Here is a 17647-nt window from a genome sequence, read left to right as displayed (position 1 = left end):
CGCATGTATGACGGAGGTCTCTACCCAAGTTTTACGGGTTTGCCAAGCCGATTCTTACCCCGTACGCCCAACAAAAAAAGGCAGGCCACAGCCTGCCCTTCCGAAATTCCTTGTCGCGACCCTACTTGTCGCGGAATTGCGCGGCGCGTTTTTCCAGAAACGCCGCCATGCCCTCTTTCTGATCTTCGGTGGCGAACATCGAATGAAAGACGCGACGCTCGAAAAGCAGACCTTCGCTAAGCGGTAGCTCATAGCTGCGATTCACTGCTTCTTTGGCGGCTGCAGCCGTCAGCAGAGATTTCTCAGCAATCTTATGGGCTGCACCCACAGCTTCTTCGATCAGCTTTTTCGCAGGAACCACGCGGCTGACAAGACCCGCGCGCTCAGCTTCTTCTGCGTCCATGAAGCGACCGGTTAGGTTCATGTCCATCGCCTTGGACTTCCCAACAAAGCGCGTCAGGCGCTGGGTGCCGCCGATACCGGCTATAACACCCAGATTGATCTCGGGCTGGCCGAACTTGGCTGTATCGGCCGCTATGATGAAATCGCATATCATGGCCAATTCGCAGCCGCCGCCCAGCGCGTAGCCCGCAACCGCCGCGATTATGGGTTTGCGAATGGCCGAGACACGCTCGTTGACCGAGGCAAACAGGTCGGTGCTGAAAACGTCAACAAAGCTCATCTCGGACATTTCCTTGATGTCCGCACCTGCGGCAAACGCCTTTTCCGAGCCGGTCAGCACGATGCAGCGCACCTTGTCGTTCTGATCCGCCTCTTCCAACGCATCGCAAAGCTCACCCACCAATTGGGTGTTCAGCGCGTTCATCGCATCTGGTCGGTCGAGTTTGATAAGGGCGACGTGGTCTTCGATTTCGACGATGATCGTCTCAAAAGCCATGAGGTATAAGCTTCCGGTTGTTCCGTTCAAGTACGATTCCTTAACACGCGATTTCGCTGGATCAAGCTATCTTTGGCATTGCGCACAATAGAAGGATGAGCGACCGGACTGGGTGATTCTCTTGATTTCGGCACCGCAGCCCTGGGTTCGGCAGGGTTCTCCTTCGCGGCCATAGACATCAAAGCTGTGCTGAAAATATCCAAGTTCTCCATCGGCTTGACGGAAATCTTTCAGTGACGATCCCCCTGCCTCGATCGCGTCCTGCAACACCTGCCGGATGATCGGCACAAGGGCTGCGACACGTGCCGCAGAAATCTGTCCGGCCTTGCGACGTGGCGACACCTTGCCGCGATAAAGCGCCTCGCAAACGTAAATATTCCCCAACCCGGCAACGATTCCCTGATCCAGAAGCGCCGATTTGACCGGCGTGTTCTTGCCCTTGAACGCTTCAATCAGGTGCTGTTCGTGAAAATCATTGCCCAATGGCTCTGGCCCCAGAACGGACAGGAGTTTGTGGTCTTCTGCGGTTGCGGTTGGCAGCAAATCCATGGCTCCGAACCGGCGCGGATCATTGAACGTCACGCGGGCACCATTGGCCATGTGGAACACGACATGGTCATGCTTTTCGGGCATTGGATGGTCATGGACGAACTGCCCCAGCGGGTCACCTGATACCGTCATGCGCCCCGACATGCCCAAGTGAATCAACAACGTCTCGCCACTGCTGAGATCCGCCAGAATGTACTTGGAGCGTCGTCTCAGCCGATCCACCCGCTGTCCCGTCAATCTCTCGGCCATAAGCTCCGGGAAGGGCCAGCGCAGATCGGGGCGGTTCACATCTGCACGCTCGATCACCACCCCCTCCATCGCAGGGGACAGGCCGCGTCTTACTGTCTCGACCTCGGGCAATTCGGGCATTAGATGGCTCCTATTCCAAAGGGCCGCATTGTGCCCGCCTCTGATGGCCCTATAACAGAGGCGAAATTCGACAAACGGCAAGGCAAATGTCCGACAACAGCGACAAGACGACTCATTTCGGGTTCGAAACCGTGCGCGAGGCTGACAAGGCCGGGCGCGTACAGGGCGTTTTCAACTCGGTGGCCTCGAAATACGACGTGATGAATGATGTCATGTCGATGGGCATCCACCGGGTCTGGAAAGACGCAATGATGGACTGGCTTTCCCCACGCCCCGGTCAGCGCTTGCTGGACGTTGCTGGCGGCACAGGAGACATCTCGTTCCGCTTCCTCAAACGCGCGGGCTATGGCCACGCCACCGTTCTGGACCTGACCGAGCCGATGCTGGTCGAGGGCCGCCAACGGGCTGAGGCCGACCAAATGTCGGAGAGCCTGAACTGGGTCGTCGGCGATGCGATGTCCCTACCGTTCGAGGACAACACCTTCGACGTCTACACGATCTCCTTCGGCATTCGGAACGTCACTCGCCCGCAAGAGGCGCTGAACGAGGCCTACCGCGTGTTGAAACCCGGCGGCCGCCTGATGGTGCTGGAGTTCAGCCAGTTGCCCAATGACGGTCTGCAAAAGCTCTATGATCTCTACAGCTTCAACGTCATCCCGCGCATGGGCAAGCTGATCGCCAATGACTACGACAGCTACCAGTACCTCGTGGAATCGATCCGCAAGTTCCCCGATCAGGAGACATTCCTAGGTATGGTCCGCAGCGCCGGTTTCGAAAACGCCAAATACCGCAACCTGAGCATGGGAATCGCCGCGTTGCATTCCGGCTGGAAAATCTAAATGCGCGGCCCTCACAACATCATACGCCTGATCCGCACAGGCGCCACGCTAGAGCGCACGGGCGCCATGAATGTCGTGCTGGACGCGTTCGAAGCCCCCCGCGCGGTCCGCTTTGTCGCCCACGCGCTTGGCAAACCGTTTCAATGGCTTGGGTACAAGGGCGACCCCGAGATGCCCCCTGCCACACGCGCCCTGACGGCGCTGGGTCCGGCGTACATCAAATTCGGACAGGTCCTGTCGACCCGACCCGACGTGGTTGGCAACGAACTGGCCGAGCAACTGCGCGTATTGCAGGACAAGCTGCCGCCTTTCCCGAAGGCCGAGGCCATGACTGAGGTCGAGAAAGAGCTGGGGCAACCGATTTCGGACATGTTTAGCGAATTCAGCGAACCGATCGCTGCGGCCTCGATCGCTCAGGTTCACAAGGCCAAGCTGGCGACCACAGGCGAAGACGTCGCCGTCAAAGTCTTGCGTCCGGGCATCGAACGCGCCTTCCGCAAGGATGTCGACGCGTTCTATTTCGCCGCCCGCATGGTACAGCTCTGCGCCCCTGGCGCGCGCCGCCTGCGCCCGATGGAAGTAATCGAACATTTCGATGGAGTAGTACGGGGTGAGCTGGATCTGCGTCTGGAAAGCTCAGCAGCTTCGGAATACGCCGCCAACACCAAGGATGATGCCGGGTTCTGGTTGCCTCCGGTCGTGTGGTCCCTGTCCGCGCGCCGGGTGATGACGCTCAGCTGGGCGGATGGCATCCCGTTGGGTGACAACGACGCCTTGGACGCCGCGGGCCATAACCGCCGCGATCTGGGTGAGCGTGTCCTACGCCTGTTCCTGCTACACGCGCTGCGCGATGGCTATTTCCACGCCGATATGCATCAGGGCAACCTGAAGGTCGACGCCAACAGCGATATCATCGCCTATGACTACGGCATCATGGGCCATATCGACGAATACACCCGCCGGGTCTATGCCGAGATCCTCTTTGGCTTCATCCGCCGCGACTACAAACGCGTGGCCGAGGTTCATTTCGAGGCTGGATATGTCCCCGCCAACCAAGACGTTGACGAATTCGCCCGCGCCCTGCGCGCTGTGGGCGAGCCCATCTTTGGCATGGACGCCACCCATATCTCGATGGGCCGCCTGCTGAACTACCTGTTCGAAGTCACCGAACGCTTCGGCATGGAAACCCGGACCGAGCTGATCCTGCTGCAGCGCACCATGGTTGTGGTCGAAGGCGTCGCCCGCTCACTCGATCCGCATATCAATATATGGGAGGTCGCGCGCCCGGTCGTCGAGGATTACATTAAGAAATCCATCGGCCCGCGCGCGGCGCTCCGCGACTTTGGCAAAACCGCGCTGGTTCTGGCACGGTTCGGCCCACGTCTGCCTGCGCTGGTGGAAGACGCTCTGATCGCACAAACCCAGAAAGACGATCAGTCCAACTCCCGCCTGTGGTCCAAAGCCCTTCCCGCCACGCTCGGAGCCGTGGCAGGCGCTGCTTTGGTCCTGTTGCTAACAGCGCTCAGCTAGGCGCCAGCCGCCTGTTTCATCTGGCTGAAAATATCCTCGGGGGGAATTGCGCTTAAGGCGCGATGGGGGGCAGACAGCCCCCCTGCCCAACTCGAGGTCAGAGCCGCTCTATGGCAATCGCAATACCCTGACCACCGCCGATACACATGGTGATCAGACCTTTGGAGCCTCCAGTCCGCTCCAACTCATACAAAGCCTTCAGCGTGATGATCGCACCAGTCGCACCCACCGGGTGACCCAACGCAATCGCACCACCGTTCGGGTTTACCTTGGCGGCATCTAGACCCAGCTCTTTATTCACGGCCAGAGCCTGCGAAGCAAAGGCTTCGTTGCTTTCGATCACGTCGAAGTCTTCCACCGTCAGGCCGGTCTTGGCCAGCAGGTTCTGAACCGCAGGCACCGGACCAATGCCCATCACCTCGGGGCGGACACCGGCGTGGCCGTAACCCAGAATACGCGCTTTCGGCTTCAGACCAGCCTTCTCTGCCGCGCCTGCCGTGGCCAGAACCATCGCTGCCGCGCCATCATTGATGCCAGAGGCGTTGCCCGCCGTCACCCGGCCATCCTTCTTGAACGCCGGACGCAGACCCGCCAGCGCCTCAATCGAGGTCGCCTTGGGATGCTCGTCGACCATGAAATCAACCATGTCGCGCTTAACCTTGACCTGAACCGGCGCGATCTGGCTCTGGAAAAATCCTGCCTCAATGGCCGCTGCGGCACGGGTCTGGCTGGTTATAGCAAACTCATCCATCTGCTCGCGTGTGACTTGATGTTCATCAGCGACGTTCTCAGCTGTCACACCCATATGTCCGGTACCAAAGGGGCAGTTCAGCGCACCCAACATCATGTCCAGCGATTTGATATCGCCCATCTTGGCACCCCAGCGCGCCTGCTGCAGGATGTATGGGCTGCGCGACATGCTCTCAGCCCCACCAGCCACAGCAAAGTCGGCATCGCCCAACATCAGCGACTGTACCGCCGACACAATTGCCTGCGCCCCCGATCCACACAGACGGTTCACGTTCATCGCGGGGGTTTCGACCGGGATACCTGCCTGTTTGGCCGCCGCACGCGACAGATACATGTCGCGCGGTTCGGTGTTTATCACATGGCCAAAGACAACATTGCCAATCTGGCCGCCTTCGACGCCCGATTTCTCCATCGCGGCTTCGGTCACAACGGTCGCCAGGTCAATCGGTGCGGTCGAGGCCAGAGCGCCCCCAAACGTTCCAACAGCCGTGCGGGCCCCATCCAGAATGACGATATCTTTCATGTCTCTACTCCCAGCTTGGATTTGGCGACACTATGCATCTGCGAAACAAGGCTGTCCCATGGGACGTACCGTCACAAGCAGAATTGACAACCCACCGTGAAAAGCGCATCAGATTCCGTCATGACGGAAAACACAGACGATATCCTGACCCTTCTGCCCGCCCGCCTGAAAGAGGCGCGTCGCGCCAAGGGCCTGTCGCTGGAAGCTGTTGCAAATCTCAGCGGCGTGTCCCGCTCGATGGTCAGTCAAATCGAACGGGGCGAAAGCAGCCCGACCATCTCGACCCTGTGGAACCTGACGCGGGCCCTGCAGGTGGATTTCGCAGGGCTGCTGGAAGAGACCAAAACCTCGGACCAGATCGAGGTTCTGCGCCAGGCCGAGGTGCCCAGCATCGACAATATGGGACAGAACTGCCGCATCCGTATCCTGTCGCCCCCGGAAGAGGCCGGAGGGCATGAGGTCTACGACATCCGCTTTGACCACGACGGCACACTGAACAGCCAGCCGCATGCCCGCGGCACACATGAACAGTTGACGGTTCTGGAAGGCGCGGTGCGCGTCACCTCGGGCACTGCGATATCTGAGATGCAACAGGGCGACACCGCCCGATATGCAGCTGATGTGACCCATTCCATTGCTTCGAAAGGCCCCGCGCGGGTCTTTCTGATAGTCAAAAACGCTTAAATTCCACCTTCACGGAAATTTTTCCCGTATAGTGTAATTCTCCTATTTGGGAATTGTATCCGTTATGTTAGACATCGACTCAGATGAACGGAGGTCGCCATGGCAGATGCATTCCTGTCCCATATCACGGACACCCTCGCGCAGATCGAATCCGAAGGTCTGTATAAACGCGAACGCATGATTACATCGCCTCAGGGCGGTGAGATCAAGGTGGGCGACAAGCAGGTCATCAACCTGTGCGCCAACAACTACCTGGGGCTGGCCGACCATCCCGCGCTGATCGACGCGGCCACATCAGCGATGGGCCCCAAGGGATTCGGCATGGCCTCGGTCCGGTTTATCTGCGGCACGCAGGACATTCACCGCGAGCTTGAACAGAAACTTGCCGAGTTCCTGAACAAGGATGACTCGATCCTGTTCGCCGCCTGTTTCGACGCGAACGGGGGACTGTTCGAACCCCTTCTCGGCCCCGAGGACGCCATTATCTCGGACAGTCTGAACCATGCCTCGATCATTGACGGGGTGCGGTTGTGCAAGGCCAAACGCTATCGCTATCTGAACAACGACATGAACGACCTTGAGGCCTGGCTGAAACAGGCGTGCGCGGACGGAGCGCGGCATATCATGATCGCGACCGACGGCGTGTTCTCGATGGATGGCTATCTGGCCAACCTGCCGAAGATCCGTGAGCTGGCCGATAAGTATGACGCCATCGTCATGGTCGATGATTGCCACGCTACCGGGTTTATGGGACCGAACGGCGCGGGCACGCCGGATCATTTCGGTGTCGATGTCGACATCCTGACGGGAACCTTGGGAAAAGCACTTCGGGGGGCAATCGGCGGTTATATCGCCGGGCCGCAGCCAGTGATCGACCTGCTGCGGCAGCGGGCGCGGCCCTATCTGTTCTCGAACTCGCTGCCGCCCTCCATCGTCGCCGCCGGGATTGAGGCCATCCGTCTAGTCCAACAAGGCGACATGCTGCGCGCGCAGCTGTTCGGAAACGCCAAATACTGGCGGGCGGGGCTGGAGAAGCTGGGTTTTGACCTTTTGCCCGGTGAACACCCGATCATTCCCGTCATGCTGGGCGATGCGACATTGGCGCAGGATATGGCGGCCCGGTTGTTTGATGAAGGTGTCTATGTATCGGGCTTCTTCTTCCCTGTGGTCCCGCGCGGGCAGGCCCGGATCAGAACCCAGATGAACGCCGCGCTGACACGGCAGGAGCTTGACCAGGCGCTTGCCGCTTTTGAGAAAGTCGGCAAAGAGCTTGGGGTCATCAAATGACCCTTGCCTCTGTCATCGACGCTATTGGCAACACCCCTCTGGTGGACCTGTCGCGCATCTGCCAGCGGCTTCAGCTGGACGGTCGCATTCTGGCCAAGCTGGATTATCTGTTACCCGGCTTCTCGAAAAAGGACCGCGCGGCAAAATCCATCATCGAAATGGCCCGCACCGACGGAACGCTTACACCGGGCCAAACTGTGGTCGAGCTGACCTCGGGCAATATGGGAACCGGTCTGGCGATTGTCTGCGGGATCATGGGCCATCCCTTTGTCGCAGTGATGAGCGCCGGGAACTCGGTCGAGCGTGCGCGCATGATGCGGGCACTGGGGGCTGAGGTGATCATCGTGCCTCAGGCACCTGGCAGCAAACCGGGAGAGGTTTCGGGCGCTGATCTGGCTCTGGTGGACCAAGCGGCGAAGCAAGTCACCGCAGAGCGCGGCGCGTTTCGCGCGGATCAGTTTGGCCACTCCGGCAACCCCAAAGCGCATGCAACCGGGACCGGGCCGGAAATCTGGGACCAATCGGGTGGCGCTGTCACGGCCTTCTGTGATTTCGCCGGTTCAGGCGGCACCCTGGCCGGAGCAGCGGCATTCTTCGCGCCGTATGATGTGCGGTGTTACGCCATCGAACCCGAAGGCGCACGGGCCTTGGCCGGTGAAGTCGTCGACACGCCCGACCACCCGATACAGGGCGGCGGCTACGCCATGGCTGACCTGACCCATATGAACGGCGTCCCCCTCGCTGGGCACCTTTCGGTATCAGGCAACGCGGCCCGAGATTGCGCCCGGTTGCTCGCACGCAGCGAAGGGATCTTTGCCGGATACTCGGCCGGTGCGAACCTTGCTGGTGCGATCGAGCTGCTGCGCGGCCCGGAGCGTGGCGGCTGCGTCGCGATCGTCATTTGCGACAGCGGCCTAAAATACCTGTCCACCGATTTATGGGAGTAGTGCAATGCGTCCCAATACAATGAAAGCACTGGAAAAATCCGAACCTAAGGAAGGCCTGTGGATGATCCAAGCGCCGGTGCCCGCGATCGGCCCGGATGAGGTGCTGATCCGGATCAACAAGACCGGCATCTGCGGGACCGACATTCATATCTGGAACTGGGATGATTGGGCGGCTGCCACGGTTCCCGTTCCGATGATCACCGGCCATGAATTCGCGGGAGAGATCGTTGAGATCGGCCGAAACGTAACCGGGCTTGAGATCGGGCAGCGCTGCTCGGGCGAGGGGCACCTGATCGGAACAGACAGCCGTCAGAGCCGCGCGGGCAAGTTCCACCTCGACCCCGGCACGCGTGGCATAGGCGTCAACGAACAAGGCGCGTTTGCGCAATATCTGAAACTGCCTGCCTTCAATGTCGTCCCTCTACCCGACGACGTGCCAGACGAAATCGGAGCCATTCTCGACCCGCTGGGAAACGCCGTTCACACCGCGCTCAGCTTTGATCTGCTAGGGGAGGATGTGCTGATCACAGGCGCTGGACCGATTGGCATCATGGCCGCAGCCGTCGCCCGCCACGCAGGTGCCCGCAATGTGGTCATCACCGACATCAACCCCGACCGCCTGAAACTGGCCGAACACGTTGTGCCAACGGTTCGCGCAGTCGATGTCTCCAAAGAGGACCTGCAGGACGTTATCGCCGAGCTGGGATTGAAGGAAGGTTTCGATGTGGGGCTGGAAATGTCCGGCTCGCAAGTCGCGCTGGACCAAATGGTCGAGGCATTGGTTATGGGTGGCAAGATTGCCCTGCTGGGTATTCCGCCCGGCAAGTCCCCAGTCGATTGGTCCCGCATCGTGTTCAAGGCCATCACCATCAAGGGCGTGTACGGGCGCGAGATGTTCGAGACCTGGTACAAGATGATCGCCATGCTGCAAAATGGCTTGGATGTTAGCCGCGTGATCACCCATCAGATGAAAGTCGACGATTTTGCCGAAGGGTTTGCGGCCATGAAATCTGGTCAATCCGGCAAGGTGGTTCTCGACTGGACCTGACCCTCTGGCGCTGCGCGGGCTGACCCCTTACACATCGGGTAACCTCAGGCGTTTGGAGGAGCAAATGAGCGACACTGACAGGTATCTGGAACGCGGGATCGAAGACTCTCTGGTCACCGATTTCACCGAGACCCATCGCAAAAGCTATGGCGATTTTCTGCAACTCAAGACGCTGCTGAACCTGCAGAAGACGTTTCAGGACCCCGCCCAGCCCGACGAGATGTTGTTCATCATCATCCATCAGGTCAGCGAGCTGTGGCTGAAACTGATGCACCATCAACTGGTCGAGGTACGCCGATTCCTGCAGCAGGACGCGTTTGGTCCGGCGATGAAAAACCTCGACCGCATCAAAGCCATTCAACATCAGCTAATCGCGGCCTGGGAATCTCTGCTGACCATGACGCCCGCCGATTACATGACCTTCCGCAACGCTTTGGGCAGTTCCTCCGGGTTCCAAAGCTATGGCTACCGCCAGATCGAGTTCATTCTGGGCAACAAGGACCCATCGACCCTGAAGGTTCACGCCCATGATCCCGAAGTGATGGAGATGCTGAACGCAGCACTCACCAAACCGTCGCTCTATGACGAGGTGCTGCACATGCTGTCCCGCCAGGGCTTCGACGTGCCGCAAGACCTGCTGGAGCGGGACTATGCGCAGCCCTACTCCGGTGATCCTCGGGTGGTGAAAATCTGGGTTCAGGTCTTTCGCGACACCGAAAAACACTGGGAGCTTTATGCGCTGGCAGAGAAGCTGATGGATGTGGAATGCCTGTTCCAACGGTGGCGGTTCGATCACGCGACCGCCGTTGAACGTGTCATCGGGATGCAGCCGGGAACAGGAGGCTCCAGCGGCGTCGGCTTCTTACGCAAAGCATTGGAATTGCGCTTCTTCCACGATTTGTATGATATGCGCACAGAACTGATCTATGCGGGGGACTGATGCTGTATCGTGGGTTTTCACAGGCTGAACTGGAACAGGAATATTCGCCGAGATCAATGATCGGTGGTGATCTGACGCCTTACATTGCCAGCTATAGCGCCCTCAGCGCGCAGGCTAGGGCCAGTCTGACGGTTCAGGAAAAACTGACCTATGGCGCAGGCTCGGCACAGGTTCTGGATTATTTCCCAGCGGCCGAGGCAGGCGCGCCGCTGCATGTGTTTATCCATGGCGGCTATTGGCAAGCCCTCAGCCAGCGCGAGTCCGCCATGATGGCGCCGGCGCTGATTGAGGGAGGCCATGCTTTTGCGACACTGAACTACACTCTGGCCCCTGATGCCCGCATCGCGGACATGATTGATGAATGTCGTGATGCGTTGCTCTGGCTGGCGTCGCAGGCTGAGTCGCTGGGGTTTGACCCCAGCAGAATAACCTTGTCAGGGCACAGCGCCGGGGCGCAGCTGGCCAGCATGGTTATGGCGCAGTCTGCAAACGCGCTGGCCCGCGCCGGGTTGCGGGTGCGCGACGTGATCCTGATCAGCGGGGTCTACGATCTGGAGCCGATCAGCCTTACCTCGGTCAACGATCCGCTGCAATTGACACCTGTTGAGGTCAATGACCTGTCCCCTATCCGTCACGTACCCCGCCCCGGACCGCGCTACCACGTGACCGTGGCCGAAAGGGACACACCGGAATTCATCCGCCAAAGCCGCGATTACGCCGAACACCTGCGCAAGGCCGGACATTCTGTCAGCTTCGATTTGAAAAACGGGATGCAACATTTCGATATCATCATGCATCCAGCAACGTTCACAGCTTCAAAGCAGTCTGGAACGTCCTAGTCTTCCCGATGCACGGGGCTGGCCCCTGTCAATTCAAACTCGGGTCCTTGATGCCAATCCGTATGTTCAGGGAGGACCGCGCCCAGGGGGATTGCACTCCGTCCGTTTCGCCGATCACTTCCGTGCGCACCTGATCAAACATCTGCTCTAGTGTTAGACCTCGGGTCCCGATCGCGCGCGCAATGGCTGCTGTGTAGGGGCTGTTGGTCCCAGTCCCGTCCAGTGCTACGTCGCCGGGTCCGGTGGCGTAGGCGATCAGGTTGTTGGTGCGGGCTGTCATACGCGCAAGCCCGTCGCCGACATCCAGTGCACCGTCCGTTTCACTGCCAAAAGGATTGTCGCGGCACGCGTCCAGAATCATGACACTCACGGCCTGAGGTGTGTGAATGCGATCCAGAACCCACTCGGCCGGGACAGCCTGGTCTGCAATATCGGCCTCGGACTGAATGTTCACGCCTAATGGAAGAAGGTAGTTGAACTCATCACTGCGCACCCCGTGCCCGGCAAAATAGAACACAGCCAAAGCCTCGGACCCCGCCGCGCGCACGGTGCTGGCAAAAGCTTCGACCTCCTGCTCCATCTCGGCGCGGCTTGCATCCGTTAGTGTCGTGACCGTAAAGCCCGCGCCGCGCAGCTCTTCGCTCATCAAGCGCGCGTCATTCACGGGGTTGTCCAGCGCCGGGACAGTTGTGTACCCAGCATTCCCGATCACGAGGGCGAACCGCTCATGCGCCAATGCGGGCCCGGCGATCAGAGTGATGACCAGACAGAGTGCTGTAAAAATACGCGTCAAATCTATCTCCAAATCCTGTCGAACGAGAAAAGCATGTCTCTTCGTTTGGTCCTTAAGTGCTGCCGGTCCGGTCAATCACGACCAACAGTAAATCAACACCGGGACTCGAAAGTCCATATTCAAACTTATGCCAACCCCTGCAGAGTTTGCATGTGACACGGAACACGTTGACTTAAGAAATGAGATAGATCGCGATGTGCCAAAAAAAACAGCGGCCCAACTCGAGCCGCTGTTTTCAAACTTACTTGCAGAACCGGATCAATCCAGCGTGCGGGTGACTTCTTCGCGCTCGAAGATCTCGATCACGTCGCCTGCGCGGATATCGTCGTAGTTCTCGAACGCCATACCGCATTCCTGACCCGACTGAACCTCGGCCACTTCGTCCTTGAAGCGCTTCAGTGTCTTCAGCGTGCCTTCGTGGATCACCACGTTGTCGCGCAGCAGGCGGACACCTGCAGAGCGGCGGGCAACGCCTTCGGTGACCAGACAGCCAGCAACCTTGCCGACGCCTGTGACCTTGAAGACTTCGCGGATCTCGGCGTAACCGATGAACTTCTCGCGGATCTCGGCGCTCAGCAGGCCGGATGCGGCTGCTTTCACGTCATCCACGAGGTCATAGATCACCGAGTAATAGCGGATCTCGACACCTTTTTGGTTCGCAGTGTTCCGCGCCGATGCGTTGGCACGGACGTTGAACCCGAAGATCGGTGCGCCGGAGGCTTCTGCCAGACCGACATCCGTCTCGGTGATCGCACCTACACCCGAATGCAGAACGCGCACGCGTACCTCATCGTTGCCGATCTTTTCCATCGCCTGAACGATGGCTTCGGCCGAACCTTGTACGTCCGCCTTCATCAGAATCGGCAACTCGGTGACGTTTTCGTCTTCCTTGGCCTTCTGCATCAGCTGCTCAAGGGTCGTCGCGGCACCGGCAGCGGCGCGTTTGTCCTTCGCAGCTTGCTCACGATAGGCAGCGATCTCACGGGCCTGCGCTTCGGTCTCGGTCACGTTCAGAACGTCACCGGCCTCGGGCGTACCGTTGAGACCCAGAACCTCGACCGGAACCGAGGGACCGGCTTCCTTCACGCGGTCGCCCTTGTCGTTGATCAGCGCACGGACCTTACCGTATTGCTCACCCACAACGAAGATATCGCCCTGACGCAGCGTGCCGTTCTGAACCAGAACGGTGGCTACGGGGCCACGGCCCACATCCAGCTGCGCCTCGATCACAGCACCTTGGGCGGCGCGGTCGGGGTTGGCTTTCAGCTCCAGAATTTCGGCCTGCAGCGCGATGGCTTCCAGCAGTTCATCCAGTCCCTGACCGGTGATGGCCGAGACTTCGACGTCCTGAACTTCACCCGACATTTTCTCGACGATCACTTCATGCTGCAGGAGATCGGTCCGCACCTTGTCCGGATTCGCATCTGGCTTGTCGACCTTGTTGATCGCCACGATCATCGGCACTCCGGCCGCTTTCGCGTGGTTAATCGCCTCGATGGTCTGCGGCATCACGGCGTCATCTGCCGCAACAACCAGCACCACGATATCCGTGACCTGAGCACCGCGCGAACGCATCGAGGTAAACGCCGCGTGGCCCGGGGTATCCAGGAAGGTCAGCGTGGTGCCGCCATCGGTTTTCACCTGATAGGCGCCGATGTGCTGGGTGATGCCACCGGCCTCACCTGCTACAACGCGCGCGTCGCGGATTGCATCCAGCAGCGAAGTCTTACCGTGGTCAACGTGACCCATGATGGTGATGACCGGCGGACGTGGCTGAAGATCATCTTCGCTGTCTTCGACCTCTTTGATGACGTCTTCAACATCCGAATCGGAGACGCGAGTGACCTTGTGGCCAAACTCTTCGATGATCAGTTCCGCAGTGTCAGCGTCGATGGTCTGGTTCTGAGTAACCATCATGCCCATCTGCATCAGCGACTTAACAACATCAGCCACACGTTCGGCCATACGGTTGGCGAGCTCTGAGACCATGATGGCCTCGGGCAACTGAACGTCACGAATGACCTTTTCGCGTTCGACCGAACCCCCCATAGCTTTCTGACGCGCACGCTCTTGCTTGCGCTTCATCGCGGCCATCGAGCGTTGGCGGTTGCCTTCGCCACCGGTGGCCTGACCCAGTGTCAGCTTGCCTGAGCGGCGGTTGTCGTCGCGGCCTTTGCCACGACCGCGCTGTTCACGCTCACGATCCTGTTTGCGCGGAGCAGCCGCAGGTGCAGGCTTGCTGGCCGGGCTACGGGCCGCTTTGGGCTCTTCCGGGGCCGGGGCGGCAGCAGCGCGTTTGGCAGCTTCTTCCGCCTCTTGGCGCTTGCGCTCTTCTTCTTCGGCCTTGGCGCGGGCTTTCTCTTCGACCTCACGCTGTTCGCGTTCCTTGGCCTCTTGTTCCGCACGGCGACGGGCGCGTTCTTCTTCACGCGCCTTTTCAGCTGCCTCACGAGCGGCGGCCTCTTCGACCTCGCGCGCTTTGGCGGCCTGCAATGCCTTCATCCGGCGGGCCATTTCCGCGTCGGAGATCCCGGCAGGACGGCGCGACGGATCACCCGAGGGCGTTGCTCCGCCACCCGGCTTTCCGGCACCCGGCTTGGGGACCACCACGCGCTTGCGTTTGGTTTCCACCACGACATTCTTGGTGCGTCCGTGGCTGAAACTCTGTTTCACATTTCCGGGGCGTGCCCCGCCACGAAGACCCAATGTCTTTTTGCCGTCATTATCGCTCATAAAGCTTCTTACCCTTCCGCGCGGCCCCTGCCGCCGTCATCCGTTTCGCGCAAGCCACGCAGGCGCTGCGCTTCCTCTACAACACGTTTGGCGAGTCCGCCAGAGGCCAGCGCCGCATGAATCACGGTTTGGCGCCCAAATGCCGCCCCTAACTCGTCTGCCGTGAGCCATCCGATGTATTTTCCGAAGTGCGGCGTGCTGAGTTTCGACTTGCCGCGCCCCGAACCATCGCTGGCCTGAATCAGTACCTGAGCCTCTTCCCGGTCCAGCCACGTCTTGACCTTTTCGTATCCGGCGACCGCATCGCCGGACTTGCGCGCCAGGCTGAGAAGCTCAACCACACGACGCGCGACTTGTTTTTCGACCTCATCGGCCAGGTCAGCTTGGGCCGAAACCTGCGTCTTGAACCCGCGCGAGAACAGCTTTTTGCTGACCGCCTTGTCCAAGGCTGCGCGATCTGCCGCCACATAGACCCCGCGCCCCGGCAATTTCGCCGCGACATCAGGATAGACCTGACCATCCGGCCCCGTCACGAAGCGGATCAACCCGTATTTGGGCTGAACTTCGCCCGTGGCGATGCACTTGCGCTCAGGTCCGTCGGACCGATCTTTATGGACGCCACCGCGACCCATCTCAGCCACCCGAGGCCCTGAGATCAGGCCTCAGCCTCCTCTTCGGCTTCAACGTCTTCTTCTGCCTGCTCCAGCTCGGCCGGATCAACCCAGCCCAACATGATACGAGCAGTCATGACCAGATCCTGCGCCTCTTCCAGCGTTACGCCGAACGGCTCAAGCACACCGTCATCCTTGATACGCTCACCATCGACCGTGGTCCAGCCACCGGCCAGTTCCCAGTCAGCACAGGTTGCGAAGTCTTCCAGAGTCTTCACATCATCCTTGGCCAGCGCTTCTACCATCTGGGGTGTCAGTCCTTCGAATTCAATAAGGCTGTCCTCGGCACCCAATGCGCGTGCGGCATCCAGTGCGGCCTTGGCCTGCGCCTCAAGGAAATCGCGGGCACGCGCCTGCAGTTCCTGCGCGGTGCCTTCGTCGACGCCGTCGATGACAAGCAGTTCGTCCAGCTCAACATAGGCAACCTCTTCGAGGTTGGTGAAGCCTTCGGAAACCAGCAGCTGGGCAAAGAACTCGTCCAGATCCAGGCTGTCCATGAACAGCTGGGCGCGGGCTTCGAATTCTTTCTGACGACGCGCCGATTCCTCGGCCTCGGTCATGATGTCGATGTCCAGGTTGGTCAACTGGCTGGCCAGACGCACGTTCTGACCACGGCGACCGATTGCAAGCGACAGCTGTTCCTCAGGGACAACCACTTCGATCTTGCCGGCTTCTTCATCCAGAACAACCTTGGAGACCTCGGCAGGCTGCAGTGCGTTCACCAGGAAGGTCGGCTGATCTTCGTTCCACGGGATAATGTCGATCTTTTCGCCCTGCAACTCGTTCACAACGGCCTGCACGCGGCTGCCGCGCATACCAACGCAGGCGCCCACAGGGTCAATCGAGCCATCATACGAGATCACGGCGATCTTGGCGCGCGAGCCGGGGTCACGGGCCACGGCCTTGACCTCGATGATGCCGTCATAGATTTCCGGCACTTCCATCTTGAACAGCTCGGCCATGAACTCCGGCGCGGTACGCGACAGGAAGATCTGGTGGCCACGCACCTCGCGGCGAACCTCTTTTATGTACGCACGCACGCGGTCATTCGGGCGATAGCTTTCGCGGCCGATCTTGTCATTGCGGCGCAGAACAGCCTCGGCACCGCCCAGATCAACGATGACGTTGCCAAATTCTTCGCGCTTGACCGCACCGTTGATGATGGTGCCTGCGCGATCCTTGAATTCTTCGTACTGACGATCACGTTCGGCCTCGCGGACCTTCTGCAGGATCACCTGCTTGGCGGACTGTGCAGCAATACGGCCCATCTCAACCGGAGGAACTTCTTCCACGAAGACATCGCCAACCTCAGGCGATTCCATGTACTGACGTGCCTGCTCGACGGTCATCTCGGCCTGGTAGTTTTCCAGTTCCTCTTCCTCGACCACGGTGCGGACGCGGGTAAAGGTCGCCTTGCCGGTCTTGCGGTCGATGGAGACACGAATGTCCATTTCCGCGCCGTAACGGCTCTTGGCGGCACGGGCGAGCGATTCCTCCATCGCTTCGACAACCAAACCGGGGTCGATCATCTTTTCGCGGGCCACGGCCTCGGCGGTCTGCAGCAGCTCCAGCTGGTTGGCTGAGGTGATTGCCATCAGTTCGTCTCCTCTTCGGACCCTTCGGTCTCAATCTCGTCGAAAGCGTTTTCGTTCAGGGCACCCGCGTCTTTGCGCTGGCGCAGCATTTCCTTGATCAGGTCGTCGGTCAGGACCAGCTTGGCGTCGCTCAGCCAGTCGAATTGCAGACCGATGGTGATCGTCTCAGACCCCTCGGGGATGTTGATCAGAACCTCATCCCCTTCGATCCCGGCCAATTCACCCTTGAAGCGGCGGCGACCGTCGATCAGCTCGGCCGTTTCGATCTTGGCCTCATACCCTTCGAAATTCTCAAAGTCCTTGAGGCGGGTCAAAGGGCGGTCGATACCTGGGCTCGAGACCTCCAACGTATAGGCGTCGAGGATCGGGTCCTCGACATCCAGCGTGGCGCTGACGGCGTTGGAAATCTCGGCGCAGTCATCCACTTCGATACCGCCATCGGGCTTGTCGGCCATGATCTGCAGCGTGGTCTGCTTGCCGCTCATCAGGCGGATGCGCACAAGCTCATACCCCAGATCCTCAATCACGGGGGTGATGATCTCGGCCAGTCGCCGGTCAATGGCCGCTTTGGCTATCAGGTCGTTTGTCATCAGGTTCTCTACCCTTCAATCGGGCACAAAAAAACGGGCGCGCGGCCCGTCGAATTTTCCGG

General features: G+C 59.7%; 16 protein-coding genes. 8 read left to right on the top strand and 8 right to left on the bottom strand.

The annotated features are described in order from the left end of the window. Positions 1-121: 121 nt before the first annotated feature. Together ACOERD_RS28945 and mutM are read right to left on the bottom strand one after the other, a co-directional pair. Complete coding sequence (locus tag ACOERD_RS28945) at positions 122-898, bottom strand: enoyl-CoA hydratase (RefSeq protein WP_170471002.1); 777 nt, start codon at positions 896-898, stop codon at positions 122-124. Positions 899-964: 66 nt separating this feature from the next. Then, complete coding sequence (gene mutM / locus ACOERD_RS28940; protein ID WP_419741307.1) at positions 965-1816, bottom strand: bifunctional DNA-formamidopyrimidine glycosylase/DNA-(apurinic or apyrimidinic site) lyase; 852 nt, start codon at positions 1814-1816, stop codon at positions 965-967. A gap of 86 nt (positions 1817-1902) precedes the next feature. On the opposite strand from mutM, the gene ubiE reads away from it, so the two are divergent. Further along, positions 1903-2655 (top strand): bifunctional demethylmenaquinone methyltransferase/2-methoxy-6-polyprenyl-1,4-benzoquinol methylase UbiE, encoded by a 753-nt coding sequence (gene ubiE / locus ACOERD_RS28935; RefSeq protein ID WP_419741306.1) that lies wholly within the window; start codon positions 1903-1905, stop codon positions 2653-2655. Next, positions 2656-4185, top strand: a complete 1530-nt coding sequence (ubiB, locus tag ACOERD_RS28930; RefSeq protein ID WP_419741305.1) for a 2-polyprenylphenol 6-hydroxylase — start codon at positions 2656-2658, stop codon at positions 4183-4185. 97 nt (positions 4186-4282) lie between these two features. Here the strand turns inward: ubiB and ACOERD_RS28925 are convergent, their stop codons facing one another. Continuing rightward, entirely contained in the window at positions 4283-5458 is a 1176-nt protein-coding gene (locus ACOERD_RS28925) for an acetyl-CoA C-acyltransferase family protein (protein WP_419741304.1), read from the bottom strand. A gap of 120 nt (positions 5459-5578) precedes the next feature. On the opposite strand from ACOERD_RS28925, the gene ACOERD_RS28920 reads away from it, so the two are divergent. From ACOERD_RS28920 to ACOERD_RS28895, 6 genes are all read left to right on the top strand, one after another. Next, positions 5579-6142 (top strand): helix-turn-helix domain-containing protein, encoded by a 564-nt coding sequence (locus ACOERD_RS28920; protein ID WP_419741303.1) that lies wholly within the window; start codon positions 5579-5581, stop codon positions 6140-6142. A 99-nt stretch (positions 6143-6241) separates the two neighbouring features. Further along, positions 6242-7429 carry a glycine C-acetyltransferase gene (locus tag ACOERD_RS28915; RefSeq protein WP_419741302.1) on the top strand — a complete coding sequence of 396 codons (1188 nt, stop codon included), beginning with the start codon at positions 6242-6244 and terminating at the stop codon, positions 7427-7429. Then, positions 7426-8376 (top strand): PLP-dependent cysteine synthase family protein, encoded by a 951-nt coding sequence (locus tag ACOERD_RS28910; RefSeq protein ID WP_419741301.1) that lies wholly within the window; start codon positions 7426-7428, stop codon positions 8374-8376. The genes ACOERD_RS28915 and ACOERD_RS28910 overlap by 4 nt, the downstream gene beginning before the upstream one ends. A gap of 19 nt (positions 8377-8395) precedes the next feature. Then, complete coding sequence (gene tdh, locus ACOERD_RS28905; RefSeq protein ID WP_419741300.1) at positions 8396-9424, top strand: L-threonine 3-dehydrogenase; 1029 nt, start codon at positions 8396-8398, stop codon at positions 9422-9424. A 64-nt stretch (positions 9425-9488) separates the two neighbouring features. Beyond that, complete coding sequence (locus ACOERD_RS28900) at positions 9489-10364, top strand: tryptophan 2,3-dioxygenase (protein WP_419741299.1); 876 nt, start codon at positions 9489-9491, stop codon at positions 10362-10364. Positions 10365-10420: 56 nt separating this feature from the next. Next, complete coding sequence (locus tag ACOERD_RS28895) at positions 10421-11203, top strand: alpha/beta hydrolase (RefSeq protein ID WP_419741298.1); 783 nt, start codon at positions 10421-10423, stop codon at positions 11201-11203. A gap of 28 nt (positions 11204-11231) precedes the next feature. On the opposite strand, the gene ACOERD_RS28890 is transcribed toward ACOERD_RS28895, so the two are convergent. The 5 genes from ACOERD_RS28890 to rimP all read right to left on the bottom strand — a co-directional run bounded on the left by ACOERD_RS28890 (position 11232) and on the right by rimP (position 17585). Continuing rightward, entirely contained in the window at positions 11232-11996 is a 765-nt protein-coding gene (locus ACOERD_RS28890) for a caspase family protein (protein WP_419741297.1), read from the bottom strand. A gap of 258 nt (positions 11997-12254) precedes the next feature. Then, on the bottom strand, positions 12255-14729 hold the full coding sequence (gene infB, locus ACOERD_RS28885) for a translation initiation factor IF-2 (RefSeq protein ID WP_419741296.1): 2475 nt from the start codon (positions 14727-14729) through the stop codon (positions 12255-12257). A gap of 8 nt (positions 14730-14737) precedes the next feature. Next, positions 14738-15361, bottom strand: coding sequence for an RNA-binding protein (locus ACOERD_RS28880; RefSeq protein ID WP_170463031.1), 624 nt, complete (start codon positions 15359-15361; stop codon positions 14738-14740). A gap of 23 nt (positions 15362-15384) precedes the next feature. Continuing rightward, a complete protein-coding gene (gene nusA, locus ACOERD_RS28875) occupies positions 15385-16995 on the bottom strand; it encodes a transcription termination factor NusA (RefSeq protein ID WP_419741295.1) in 1611 nt (536 codons plus the stop codon). Further along, positions 16995-17585 (bottom strand): ribosome maturation factor RimP, encoded by a 591-nt coding sequence (gene rimP / locus ACOERD_RS28870; protein ID WP_170463029.1) that lies wholly within the window; start codon positions 17583-17585, stop codon positions 16995-16997. Before rimP ends, nusA begins: the two co-directional genes overlap by 1 nt. Positions 17586-17647: the final 62 nt, after the last annotated feature.

This window comes from Ruegeria sp. (assembly GCF_965199275.1).
Lineage (GTDB): Bacteria > Pseudomonadota > Alphaproteobacteria > Rhodobacterales > Rhodobacteraceae > Ruegeria.
Note: the sequence above shows the minus strand (reverse complement) of the source record. Positions and strands in the feature narration are given on the sequence as shown.